We start from the raw sequence: 11781 nt of genomic DNA, 5'->3' as shown, positions 1-11781 counted from the left end.
ATAATATCAAGTAGTCATATTAATTTTACTCTTTCCAAACCGTAAGTTGATAAATCTACAGATTCTAAAAGTTTATCCAATAAATCATTGTCATTATCATCAATTTTTAATTTTGGAATGAGGAACTTCAGAAACCAAAAGAGCTTTTCCCACGAAATCATTTCATAAGGCAAAATAGAAGCGACCTGCCCGTAGATTTTTACAAACTGCTTCGCTTTAATTTTGTAGTCTGCTTTTAGTTTTTCATCTAAACCTAAATCGCTAACAAATCGCTGAGCGGCAACATCAATAATCGGACTTAAAAACTGGGCATCCACTTTATTAAAATATTTCTCGTTAAAATCTTCAATTTCACTTTGCTCGTAGATTCCTGAATCATCCAGGCTGTCTTTCAGTTCGTGCAGAACGTTGATATCTGTTGCACCGCTTAAAGTTGTGGATGTATAAAATGGATCAAATGATTTCTGAATGTCTTCGGTTGAATTAAAGAAATCCAGAACAAATAAATCTTCAGTTTTCTTACCTAATCTATTTGCCGATCTGTTAAGTCTTGATAAGGTCTGCACGGCTAAAACGCCTTGTAATTTCTTATCTACATACATTGCAGAAAGTTTCGGTTGGTCAAATCCCGTCAGATATTTATTGGCAACCACCAACATTCTGTATTCATCTTCATCAAATTTATCTTTGGTTTCGCTTTCTGGAAAACCGTTCATTTGAGCTTCGGTATATTCAATTCCGTCCATTTCTTTTGTTCCAGAAAAGGCAATTACAATCTTAAAAGGATTTCCACGCTTATTGAGTAACTGTTGCAATGCCTGATAATATCTGATGGCAGATTCAATACTTTGTGTTACCACCATTGCTTTGGCTTTGCCATTAAGTTTTTTGGTATTCACTACAGAACTGGCAAAATGGTCAAGCATTATTTCTGCTTTTGTGCCGATGGTTTGTTTATGCTTTTCTACGTAAGCACGTAATTTCTTTTGTGCTTTTGAAGTATCAAATAACGGATTTTCTTCAATAGATTTCTCCAGTTCATAATAACTTCTGTAGGTGGTGAAATTGGCTAGAACATCTAAGATAAACCCTTCCTCTATCGCCTGTTTCATAGAGTACAGATGAAAAGGTTTGAACGAACCATCCTCCTGCTTTACCCCAAACTTCTCCAGTGTATTATTTTTTGGAGTAGCCGTAAAAGCGAAATAAGAAGCATTGCCAGTCATTTTCCTTGCCTGCATTGCCTGAAGCATTTTTTCCTGATAATCTACATAATCCTGATCTTCGCCTGTATTTCCAATCGCCTCATTCAGTTTATCCGCCGAACGTCCGGACTGTGAACTGTGCGCTTCATCTACAATTACTGCAAACTGCTTATTGCTCATATCAGAAATGCCCTCAATAATAAAAGGGAATTTCTGAATAGTTGTTACAATAATTCTCTTCCCATTTTCTAAAGCTGATTTTAAATCTGCTGATTTATAAGCAGGTGCAACAATGTTCTTAACTTCAGAAAAATCTTTGATATTGTCACGCAGTTGTTTGTCCAGCAATCTTCTGTCGGTTACCACAATAACAGAATCAAACAAAGGTTGATTAACCGTTTTAGTTCCCGCAACAGCATCGCTTTCTGGGTAGGCTTCAATTAATTGGTAAGCCAGCCAAGTGATGGAATTTGATTTTCCTGAACCTGCACTGTGCTGAATGAGATAGGTTTTTCCCGCACCGTTTTGTGTGGTATCTTTTATTAATTTTCTTACCACTTCCAGCTGATGGTATCTTGGGAAGTATAAAGTTTTTTTGTTTAAAGCATCGTTTTCTGCTCCGTCAAATCTTACGAAATGCTGAATGATATTGGCTAAGCTTTCCCGCTTTAAGATATCCTGCCAGAAATAAGAAGTCTTATGTCCAAAAGCATTGGGAGGATTTCCTTTTCCGTAGTTATTCCCCAAATTGAAAGGAAGAAAGAAAGTTTTTGCTCCATCCAGTTTTGTGGTCATATAAATCTCATCAGTATCTACTGCAAAATGAACAATACATCTTCCGAAATTCAATAAGGGCTGAGTGATATCACGCTTATGCTTGTACTGATTGACACCGTGAACTTTTGCATTCTGACCTGTCCACTGATTTTTGAGTTCTATCGTAGAAATGGGAATTCCGTTGATAAAAATAACCATATCAATTTCTTCCAGTGGATTGCTGACCGAATATCGCAATTGCCTCGTCACACTAAACTGATTGCTCTCAAAATTATCTTTGATACTTTGACTGCTATTTTGCAAGGGTGCCACATAAAACAAAGTGAAATGTGCATCATCCACCGCCAAACCTTTTCTCAAAAGGCGTAGAATACCGTACTTTTTCATCAGCTTATCAAAACGGTCCAGTATTTTTATTTTCCAGTCGCTTTGGCGTTTTAGTTTTTCCAGTTCTTCTTTCTGGGTCGTTTCCAGAAAATCCCAAAAGCGCACCTCATCCAAAGCATACTTTGCATTAAAATCTGCCGGATTACCGATGCGGTAACCATTACTGCTATACGGTTCGGTTGGTTCGGAAACAGTTCCGTTTTTTATATCTTCTGTCGCAATGCCACAGAGTGCTTTTTCTATGGCGGTTTCTAAGGCGAGTTCGTTAGTTTTACTTGTCATCATATTACTCCCAAGTTAATGAATTTAAAGAGTCGGCAAACTCTTTTGTTGAATGATCTTTATTTAAGCCTGTTATTTCATCACATCATAGTTAGCCTCAACAACATTTGCAATCTTAGAGATGCCTTGTACTTTTTTTGCATTATAAATACCAAGATGAGTCGCATGTGTATGCTTTCTTGTAATTGGGTCATAATATATTCTGAACCTGAAATTATCTTTGATCGAATCTCCACAAGGCACTACTAAAAGTCTAGGATTATCTTTCGGTAATAATCTACTTTCATCACAGAACATATTAAAATCTTCTATGATTTCTAGAAGATCTACATTTACTTGTTCTCTGAAAGCTTTTATAATGTCATTGAATGTTAGCGCTACAAACGAAATAATACCATCCGGTACTGATTTCGAGCTTTTTTCTTGATGAGCAAAGCCCACTCCTATTTTTAACTCAATACTAGAATCTACAATTGCTTGAAGAAAAACTTCAAACTTCTTAGGAGAATGATGATACAATCTGGAAAAAAGTAACATTGTATTGTTAGTTACTACATTTTCTTTTTGATGATATCGTTGGAAGCAATGGATTTTGCTCATATTGTTTTTATATTTTTCGTTAACCTACCAAATTGGCAAACGGTCTCTGACCATATTTTTTCACAAACTGCTTAATCAGTTCCGCCTCCAGTTTCCTGGGGTCAGTATCTGGAGTTTCCATCCAGCACACAATTGTTTTATATGGCTCTTCTAATTGCCAAATATATCTGCCGCCCCAATGACCAACGGCTTTCCCTTGTCCAAAGTTGAAGTATTGTTTTAACCGGGACTGTAGGGTTGCGCCTCCATTGTCTGATCCTGCTTTTCCAATATAAATTATTGAAGAATCTTCTACCCAATTTTTTTTCAATTCTTCAACATCTACATTGGGTTCTCTTTGCTTAAAGTAACCTCCTGTTCCTACCGCTAGAAATCTGGGATTTTCGGCAGAATGAATTAAAATGTAAACGCCTTTTTGTTTTGGAAGCACATTATAATTTTCAATTATTTTTTCTATCGAGATAAAACCTTTAAAACCAATATTTTTTAACTCAACAACAACATCTTCATTAAAGACAGTCGAAACTTTCTTTTGAATTGTGGTTTCAGATATAGTTGATTTTGCCCGATTACTGACTTTTTCTGACAATATCTTTTTAGGTAAAATCTCTGCTTTTATATTCTCAGACCCAATGATTGTAACAACTCTTTTGAAGTCCGCAACGGTATATCCATTTCCAACTCCTAATTCCTGAGCATAAAATCCAAGATTGCGAATTTTTTGTCTTATTCCCTTTTGCTTTATCGAGTCTGCTTTTAACTTTTGTTCTATCAGAACTATAATTTGTTCGGCTTCTTGCTTTGTAAAAATAGATTTTCCTTTCATTGTGCTTTTGATGATTTTAAATGATTTCCAAAGATGAACAAAAACTGCTCTATCTGTGCACCGCTAATTGAGTTGCTTTGAAAGTTGATCCATCAGTTGCAGATAGGTAGAATACATTTTTTCTGAATTGTATTGAGTCACATGAGCAAGCGGTTCAAACTCCGCAAAAACTTTGTTTTTAAATACCCTTATTAACCGTTCATCAAGTATCAGTGCAGGAACACCATCAAACTTAAAATCCCGGAAGTACAGCAGTTTGGAATAAGTTGAAAGTCCAAGTCCGTCAATTGTTTTCAATCTCTTTTGTAACTCATACAGATCGTCAGTCTTTAAAAAAGCCCGGTTGGAAATATTTAAAATCTCTGACAAATCATTGAGTCTGCTGTAAATCTTCCCGAAATTATTTCCGCGCATCCCTTTAGGATAGCCCCACAATATCGTTTTCAGAATAAACAGGTCGATATTGTTGTTATCGTGCACTTCTCTCCGGCTTAGACAAATATTTTCTTGGTATTTGAATATTTCCTTAAAATGAATATCTGATAAATATTTCTGCCAGTTGTTGGCTTTCATTGTAAAAGCCTGGTCCATTACAGGAAGAGAAGAAATAAGACGAGTGTATTTTATTACTGAATTGGATATATCTTGCATTATAATGTTTTGTTTTTTACAACTTATCCTTTGCCGGTGTTTGATAATGAAAATCTGTTAGTTGGGAATGCAAAAAATCATCGTTCATCAACTTAAGAAACCAATCTTGTGATTTTTTTGTATCAAGCATAATTTTATTTTCTCCATTGTTGAACCTGAAATATTCACTCAAAATACTGTGACTTCTAACGAATTGGATAATAGAACTAGCAGGTAAAGTGAATACGGGAGAGTTACTTGCAATTTTTGAAAGCTTTCTTACAAATGAAACATCACTTACTCTTTCTGACAACACATCTAAGTTTTCTAATATTTCTAAACCAGATATTTGTTCTAAAGTTTGCGTAGCTTCATTTTCCATTATGTATCTAAATTCATAGTGTCTCTCAAGAATTTTCACATTCCAGATAACAACGTTTGAATCAACATAAAATAAATCAATTTTGCCATCAATTCTTAAAAATTCATCTTGCACATCTGTGAATTGGCTATCGTGTAGTCTTTTAAGATATGTTTTTCCTCTTTTGAAAAGATTAACTGACATTTGTTTGCGAAAAAATAAAACATTATTTGTTGCAGTTCCGAAAAGGACAAAATACCCCTCGATATCAGATAATGAGTCTAGGGTAAAATTAAAATAATCAAGTTCTTCGATATTTTGGATACTGCTAAGCGTTTCTAAATGAGAAAATAAATCTGGTCGCTCCGGTAAGTCATATAAATATAAAACATTATTTCTATCGTCAGGAGATGACAAGTTCAAAAAAGATAATTCATCATTTGTACATAAAAAATTGAATGAGCTTTGATATTGAGACACTAAAGATTCTTTTGTAGTTTCAATTATGTCAGCTCTTTTCAATTCTCCATTGCTTAAAAGAAAAATAACATTTAAGCTGTTATTAAGTTGTTCTCTTATAGAATTTAATTTTTCAATAAATAATTCTTTTGTCATATTTGTTAACTTTTATTAAATAATACTTTTTCAGATAGTTTTCTTGTTTGGATTTCCATTCCAATTTCCAGTCTATTTTTGGTAATAACAATCTTGTCAATCGATTCACCTTCAAATTTCAATTTATAGATTTGAAAGCCTAGCAATGCAAAAGAAGGATTCGAATAAAACAATTCAGTTTTTACAAAAATTGCATAGAGAATAAATAATAGAATGCTTAAAAATACTATTCCTCTAACTGTTTTAAAATCAAATGCCACTAACGAAATGATGGTCACTAAAAGTGCGAAATATTCTGAATTTATATTTTCAATATTTACAATTTTCTTCGCAAGCGAATAGTCACCATTCAAATCATTACTCAGTTCTTTGTAAAAAAAAATTCCCACTATAAGAAAGATTATTGAAACTATTGCAACAACATTGGAAGCTGTAAGCAATTCACTAATCTTCAGAAGCTCATAATCTTCAGCTAAATAAATTGGAATGTCTATTGTCAGCACAAATACTAACAAAAAAAACATCCAAAATGACATTACGAAAAGTCTGAATTTATCCATAGTTGATATGTTGTTTTCATAGGTAATTAAAAATATGCAAGCTATACTTCATTCATTTTTTTCTCCAGATCCTGCAAAATATCTCTTCGTCCGATAATGCTGTTATAGTTCTCACACAATGCATTCATTATCTCAAAATCTTCTTCATTTATTGATAGAATCCCAGATCTATCGCTCCTAAATGCTCCATTATAATTCAATCCTTTTATAACTCGATGATAGTTATTATGACAATCGTCTGCTATTTTGAGGGCTATTGTCTGTAAGTCCAAATAAATATCAAAGTTCTTTTCTTCGTCTGTATTTTTAGCTAATAATGGTTGTATAAACTCTTCAATATAACACTCGTACAAGTCTACTGATCCCTTAAATATCGCAAGCCTGAAAAAGGGATTCACAGGAAATTTAACAAGTGCAATTTGCATATTTGTACGAATTGCTATTTCCATTAATTTTGCACAAGTATCTGCCGAAAAATGCGTGAATTTCTGCAAAAGCAAAGTCGCATATATTTCTGAAGCTTCCTCGACTCCAACTTCTACAATTAAAGAATCTATAAGAACTGGTAATTCACTAATTTTAGCATTATAAAAGCAATCCTCAATTTTTTGTTTAGTTGTCATAATTTTTACTTTTTAATTAACTTTCACCTTCCCCGTTACCACATTATCTATCAGCACCGTTTTATACTCTTTCAGCTTTTCTATTTCCTGCTGTTTGAGCAAAATGGCTTTGGAGATTTTGGATTCGATTGAAGTAACATAAATCCTAATTTGGTTCATTTCTTTTTCGGGAGGAATTGGCACTTGAATTGAGTAAAGATTTCCAATTGTCAACTGATTTATTGTCGATGTTAAGAATGATCCTGACAAATTCTTGAAAATATTAGAGTTTAAAATACAAAATAAATATTGATTATATTTTGACCTAAAAACTGTTGTGAAAGCACCAAATGAATTGCCAACGTCTTCAGATTTTGCAATTGCGCATTTTCCTATTAAGTCCCTACTTCCATTTCTAGAACAAATTAATATATCATTTTCACGTATCATTAATTTTTCAGGAATTTTAGTTTTGACGTACGCGTTTTCTTTTTCTCCATAAACGAACCTACCCTCAAGTAAATTAGAAGACCTTAAAACAAGTTTACCTTCAGTAGAATCGCATAAATCATTAGGAGAATAAGTTAACCCAATAATAGCATTACCTAAGAATTTCAATTTGATACAATCCCAATGCTCCGGAATTTCCCCAATCCAATCCACACCGCTGTCTTTGAGTGTAACGGTATCATCCAAACCTTTGGTAACGGCTTTTTGGATGAGGATTTGGCGGCGTTCTTTCAGCAGTTCTATTTCTTTTTGCTTGATGGCGATGGTTTGGTCTATCTTGGCGGTTTTGTCATCGAGAAAGTTGGCTATGGTTTGTTGTTCTTCTAGTGTAGGAATTGGAGTATAAGAATATTTTAATTCTTCATAGCTGATATTTTTACCTTCTCTAATCCCCACAATACTCAATTGAAGTTCAGAAATAAATGCCTTACTTTTAAAAAGAAACTTAAAATAATTATCAATTATTTCTTTTTGAGATTTTAATACCGTGTAAGCAGGACTTATTAAACCTTCATATTCAGAATATTCTAAGCCTCCTTCAAAAGACCTTAAGCTAATTGCAAAATCACCTTTTGAAATAACTTTGAAAGATTCTAGATTTCCATTCGGCATAACCATTCGATTTTCAACCATACTTCGTGGTACAACTCCTTGATCTTGAGTCACAGAAAGTAAATCTAAATCTGGTCTATTTTTAATTGAAACATCTTTAAATAAAAATTTTAATTTTAAAATATTCCATCCTTCCGGAATCTCCCCAATCCAGTCTACACCGCTGTCTTTGTATTTTTCGTATTGCTGCATCATCTAAAAATTTAAGATTTCCGCCAGTAATCCGTCACCTTCCTGTTCCAGTGCCAAAATATCCTGGGTAACTTCCTCTAAACTGCGTAATGGAGCAGGTTGGTAAAAATATTTATTAAAGCTCAGCTCATAGCCAATCTTTACAGAATCCAAGGCAATCCAGCTTTCTTCGGCATAAGGTTTCACTTCTCTCAGGAAATAATCTTGTATATTTTCTTTCAGCGGAATGCTTTCGCTGTCGCGCAAATCGCTTTCGGTTTCGTAAATCGTGTATTCGCCTTTCTTTTCGGCAGGGAAATAACCATAATACGGCAAATCTTTTTCGGCACAGCCTAAATAATTAAGCAAATCCGTCAGTTTTTGCCCGCTGAGTTTTTCTGTTTTTTTAATGACTTTGTCGGCTTCTTCATCATACCAACTCACCGTATCCAAAATCTGCTTCTTTTCCGAAGCAGACAGTTTGGTTTTGTCGCCTTTCAGCACTTCATCTACTTTCGCACTAAATGTATTGAAGTTGGTGTAGACTTCTGTTCCCAAAACTTCCATCAGGCGAACTGCGGTTTGGTACAGTGCTTCCTGCTTTTCCCAATTTTCTTTTTTCAGGTATTGGCTCAATTGTTTGGCGTTGATGTTCAACTCTTGTTTTTCGGCAAAATCTTCTATTTCCTTTTTGTATTTTTCCAATCCGGTATAGACTTCCATTCCGTACTTTTCAAACAAAGCCTTGCTGAAATCAGGTTGCGCCTTATCCCATTTCAATACTTCAATCTTTTCAGCTGTAAACTGAGATTTCAGGCGTTTCGGTCTTTCAATATTAACTTTGTAATAGCCAAAATCGGCATTTTCAAAAACCTTACTTCCGATGTTTCCGGTTTCCTTTTTATCCAGTTCACTCAGTTCAAGGTAACATTCCAGAATCTCCTGAATATGCGTTTTGGTGAGTTCACAGTTTTTGTTGCCCAGATTTTTTCTGAGTTTCTGATACATTTCGCTGGCATCTATCAGCTGTACTTTTCCTTTTCGTTGAGCAGGTTTATTGTTGCTCAGAATCCAGATGTACGTGGTAATTCCTGTGTTGTAAAAAATATTGTTCGGCAACTGAATGATGACATCCAGCAAATCATTTTCGATAATATATCTCCTAATATTGCTTTCGCCACCGCCTGCATCACCCGTAAACAGACTCGAACCGTTGTGTACCGAAGCAATACGGCTTCCGATGGTATTCTTAGAACTAATGGCTTTCATTTTATCCACCATTTCCATCAGGAACAGCAACTGTCCGTCAGACGAACGTGGAACGGCATCGGCATCTTCCTCTTCGCCACAGTAGTTTTTCAGTTTTATTTTAAAACGGTTGTCGATAATATCCTTTCCGTCTTTAATGTATTTCTGTTCACTCGCCCAGCTTTTTCCATACGGCGGATTAGAAAGCATAAAGTCGAACTTTGTTCCGGCAAACTCGTCGGTAGAAAGCGTAGAACCCACTTTAATGTGTTCAGGGTCTTTGCCCTTAATCATCATATCCGATTTACAGATGGCGTAGGTTTCATCATTCACTTCCTTTCCAAAAAGATACACCGAAGTATTGACTGCTTTGATTTCGCCTTCTTCATCCGTAATAAAGTTTTCAGATTCCGTCAGCATTCCACCCGTTCCGCAGGCAGGATCATAAATAGTAATCACCGATGGGATTTTATCTTTGATTGGTTCAAAAACCATATGCGTCATCAAATCAATAACTTCTCTCGGCGTATAATGCTCTCCTGCTTCCTCGTTGTTTTCTTCATTAAATTTCCTGATCAGTTCCTCAAAAACATAACCCATTCCCAAATTGGTCAAAGCAGGCATTTTTCTTCCCGAAGAGTCCAGTTTTTCAAATGGCGTCAAATTGATATCCGGACAAGTAAATTTTTCCAAAACATCCAGCAAAACATCTTTGTTTGCCATATGTTTGATTTGCGCACGAAGTTTGAACATCTCAATAATTTCCTGCACATTGGCACTGAAACCATTCAGATAATCTTCAAAATTACCCAATAAAATCTGTTGACTGTTCGTGGCAGAACCGTGCAGACTTTGCAGTGTCCATTCGCTGGTGTTGTAGAAAACGTATCCTGTGGTATCAGTAAGTGGTTTATCGATATACTCTGTAACTTTCCAAGTTTCCCTTTGAAAATCAGCTTCTTCTAATACTTTTTCCTTCGTAGACTCTAATAAAGCATCAAGCCTTCTTAAAACAATCATTGGCAGGATCACATCCCTATATTTTCCTCTTACATAGACGTCTCTTAGGCAGTCATCGGCAATACTCCAGATAAAGGAGACGAGTTTATTGTGTACAGCGTGGTTCATTTAATTTGATTTGTATAATTCCTAATTATAATATCAGAAATCATAATATATGAATATTTTAAGTTTATTTTTTGGAATCCTTCCAATAACCCACCCATTCTTCAAAATAAGCGTGCAAAACATCGGAACTGTCAAAATAATATTTCACAGCCTCATTAGGAAAAGAGCGCAGTTCCAGCTCTCCTGTTTCTGGATTTTCTACAGTAAGAATAAAATTATTAAGTTCAAAAACAAGGTTACCACCAGGTTTCAGGTATTCGATATAGATAGATTTGACATTGTTAAGATCAATAGCCAGACTTCCATTGTAAGTAATCATAGATTTGTTAATTAGTTTTCACTTTCAAATATAAATAAAATTCATTACGCTACAATTACGAAAATCCTCATTATCACAAAAAAAATCCACTCTTGCGGAGTGGATTCTGTGGTTAATTGACCACGTGCTGCCCGAGGTAGAGACTGGTGGAGGCTGCCGTCTGTTTCTCATTATTCAGGAAGGCATAGACCTCCATTGTTTTGCCGAGACAGTAGGCTGGCAGCGTGACATCGGCCATCAGGTCGGAGCGCATCACAATGCCCTCGTAGATCTCCCAGTTATTCAGCTCTGCGCAGTAACACACAATGCTGACCTGGTCTTTGGGAGCGGCATCACCCTGCGTGCTGTTGTCCTCCCACTCCAGGTGCAGCACACCGCCGGGCTGCGTGGTAAGCACCGGGTTTCTGAAACTGGTGAGTTCGCCACGGGTGATCAGCACTTTGTTGTAGATCAGTTCCGGGAGACCTGCTACCATCTGTATGGCCGTGCTGATGGTGTAAGACACTGCCATGTTCACACGGGATTTCACCCCACTCCCCATTCCGAAATACAGAGACTGAATACTCTTGATCGGTTGGAGAAAACTGATAGCCAGTTTAAACTTCAGCTGCTGCTCCAGCTGCTTTTCCGTAGGGTTGCGTTTGGAACTCTTAGGACGGCTGCGGATGACGTCCATACCACGCCAGTTGGCGCCTACTACTGGTCCTACTTTACCTGAGAATCCTCCTAGGATTCCTTTGCTTAATGTTGCCATAACAAATAATTTTATTGGTTAATGACACGAAGTTAAAACAGAAAATGGCAGCTTGTACACCCGTGACCGGTTGTGACTGGTTTTGACTGGTTCTGACTGATTTTGACCGGATAGCTTCGGGCTTTCTTCGGGTCATCACCGGGGTTTCTTCGGGTCTTCTTCGGAAAAAAGATGTTTTTTCCGAAGAAGACCCG

11 protein-coding genes are annotated in these 11781 nt (G+C 36.0%); all 11 read right to left on the bottom strand.

What is annotated here, in order from left to right:
• Nucleotides 1–14: 14 nt before the first annotated feature.
• Nucleotides 15–2654, bottom strand: a complete 2640-nt coding sequence (locus tag EGH73_RS01245) for a type I restriction endonuclease subunit R (protein ID WP_245985358.1) — start codon at nucleotides 2652–2654, stop codon at nucleotides 15–17.
• A gap of 69 nt (nucleotides 2655–2723) precedes the next feature.
• Nucleotides 2724–3251 (bottom strand): hypothetical protein, encoded by a 528-nt coding sequence (locus EGH73_RS01240; protein ID WP_123280322.1) that lies wholly within the window; start codon nucleotides 3249–3251, stop codon nucleotides 2724–2726.
• A gap of 19 nt (nucleotides 3252–3270) precedes the next feature.
• Nucleotides 3271–4077, bottom strand: coding sequence for a GIY-YIG nuclease family protein (locus EGH73_RS14070; RefSeq protein ID WP_221177730.1), 807 nt, complete (start codon nucleotides 4075–4077; stop codon nucleotides 3271–3273).
• Between the two features lie 63 nt (nucleotides 4078–4140).
• Nucleotides 4141–4728 (bottom strand): 8-oxoguanine DNA glycosylase OGG fold protein, encoded by a 588-nt coding sequence (locus EGH73_RS01230; protein ID WP_123280321.1) that lies wholly within the window; start codon nucleotides 4726–4728, stop codon nucleotides 4141–4143.
• A gap of 16 nt (nucleotides 4729–4744) precedes the next feature.
• Complete coding sequence (gene kwaB / locus EGH73_RS01225) at nucleotides 4745–5683, bottom strand: anti-phage protein KwaB (RefSeq protein ID WP_123280320.1); 939 nt, start codon at nucleotides 5681–5683, stop codon at nucleotides 4745–4747.
• A 5-nt stretch (nucleotides 5684–5688) separates the two neighbouring features.
• Nucleotides 5689–6243 (bottom strand): anti-phage protein KwaA, encoded by a 555-nt coding sequence (gene kwaA, locus EGH73_RS01220; RefSeq protein ID WP_123280319.1) that lies wholly within the window; start codon nucleotides 6241–6243, stop codon nucleotides 5689–5691.
• Nucleotides 6244–6284: 41 nt separating this feature from the next.
• Nucleotides 6285–6866 (bottom strand): hypothetical protein, encoded by a 582-nt coding sequence (locus tag EGH73_RS01215; RefSeq protein WP_123280318.1) that lies wholly within the window; start codon nucleotides 6864–6866, stop codon nucleotides 6285–6287.
• A 12-nt stretch (nucleotides 6867–6878) separates the two neighbouring features.
• Nucleotides 6879–8159 (bottom strand): restriction endonuclease subunit S, encoded by a 1281-nt coding sequence (locus EGH73_RS01210; protein ID WP_184808051.1) that lies wholly within the window; start codon nucleotides 8157–8159, stop codon nucleotides 6879–6881.
• A gap of 3 nt (nucleotides 8160–8162) precedes the next feature.
• Nucleotides 8163–10514, bottom strand: a complete 2352-nt coding sequence (locus EGH73_RS01205) for a type I restriction-modification system subunit M (RefSeq protein WP_123280316.1) — start codon at nucleotides 10512–10514, stop codon at nucleotides 8163–8165.
• A gap of 64 nt (nucleotides 10515–10578) precedes the next feature.
• On the bottom strand, nucleotides 10579–10833 hold the full coding sequence (locus EGH73_RS01200; protein ID WP_123280315.1) for a hypothetical protein: 255 nt from the start codon (nucleotides 10831–10833) through the stop codon (nucleotides 10579–10581).
• 112 nt (nucleotides 10834–10945) lie between these two features.
• Entirely contained in the window at nucleotides 10946–11587 is a 642-nt protein-coding gene (locus EGH73_RS01195) for a DUF6266 family protein (RefSeq protein ID WP_123280314.1), read from the bottom strand.
• Nucleotides 11588–11781 lie beyond the last annotated feature (194 nt).

The sequence above is a fragment of the Epilithonimonas hominis genome (assembly GCF_003730015.1).
In the GTDB taxonomy this organism is placed as follows: Bacteria; Bacteroidota; Bacteroidia; order Flavobacteriales; family Weeksellaceae; genus Epilithonimonas; species Epilithonimonas hominis.
Note: the sequence above shows the minus strand (reverse complement) of the source record. Positions and strands in the feature narration are given on the sequence as shown.

What these genes read in the sequence shown, in the direction of transcription:
- EGH73_RS01195 (WP_123280314.1), bottom strand. Translation starts at nt 11,587, where the DNA reads ATGGCAACATTAAGCAAAGGAATCCTAGGAGGATTCTCAGGTAAAGTA.
- EGH73_RS14070 (WP_221177730.1), bottom strand. Translation starts at nt 4,077, where the DNA reads ATGAAAGGAAAATCTATTTTTACAAAGCAAGAAGCCGAACAAATTATA.
- kwaA (WP_123280319.1), bottom strand. Translation starts at nt 6,243, where the DNA reads ATGGATAAATTCAGACTTTTCGTAATGTCATTTTGGATGTTTTTTTTG.
- EGH73_RS01240 (WP_123280322.1), bottom strand. Translation starts at nt 3,251, where the DNA reads ATGAGCAAAATCCATTGCTTCCAACGATATCATCAAAAAGAAAATGTA.
- EGH73_RS01215 (WP_123280318.1), bottom strand. Translation starts at nt 6,866, where the DNA reads ATGACAACTAAACAAAAAATTGAGGATTGCTTTTATAATGCTAAAATT.
- kwaB (WP_123280320.1), bottom strand. Translation starts at nt 5,683, where the DNA reads ATGACAAAAGAATTATTTATTGAAAAATTAAATTCTATAAGAGAACAA.
- EGH73_RS01230 (WP_123280321.1), bottom strand. Translation starts at nt 4,728, where the DNA reads ATGCAAGATATATCCAATTCAGTAATAAAATACACTCGTCTTATTTCT.
- EGH73_RS01200 (WP_123280315.1), bottom strand. Translation starts at nt 10,833, where the DNA reads ATGATTACTTACAATGGAAGTCTGGCTATTGATCTTAACAATGTCAAA.
- EGH73_RS01245 (WP_245985358.1), bottom strand. Translation starts at nt 2,654, where the DNA reads ATGATGACAAGTAAAACTAACGAACTCGCCTTAGAAACCGCCATAGAA.
- EGH73_RS01210 (WP_184808051.1), bottom strand. Translation starts at nt 8,159, where the DNA reads ATGCAGCAATACGAAAAATACAAAGACAGCGGTGTAGACTGGATTGGG.
- EGH73_RS01205 (WP_123280316.1), bottom strand. Translation starts at nt 10,514, where the DNA reads ATGAACCACGCTGTACACAATAAACTCGTCTCCTTTATCTGGAGTATT.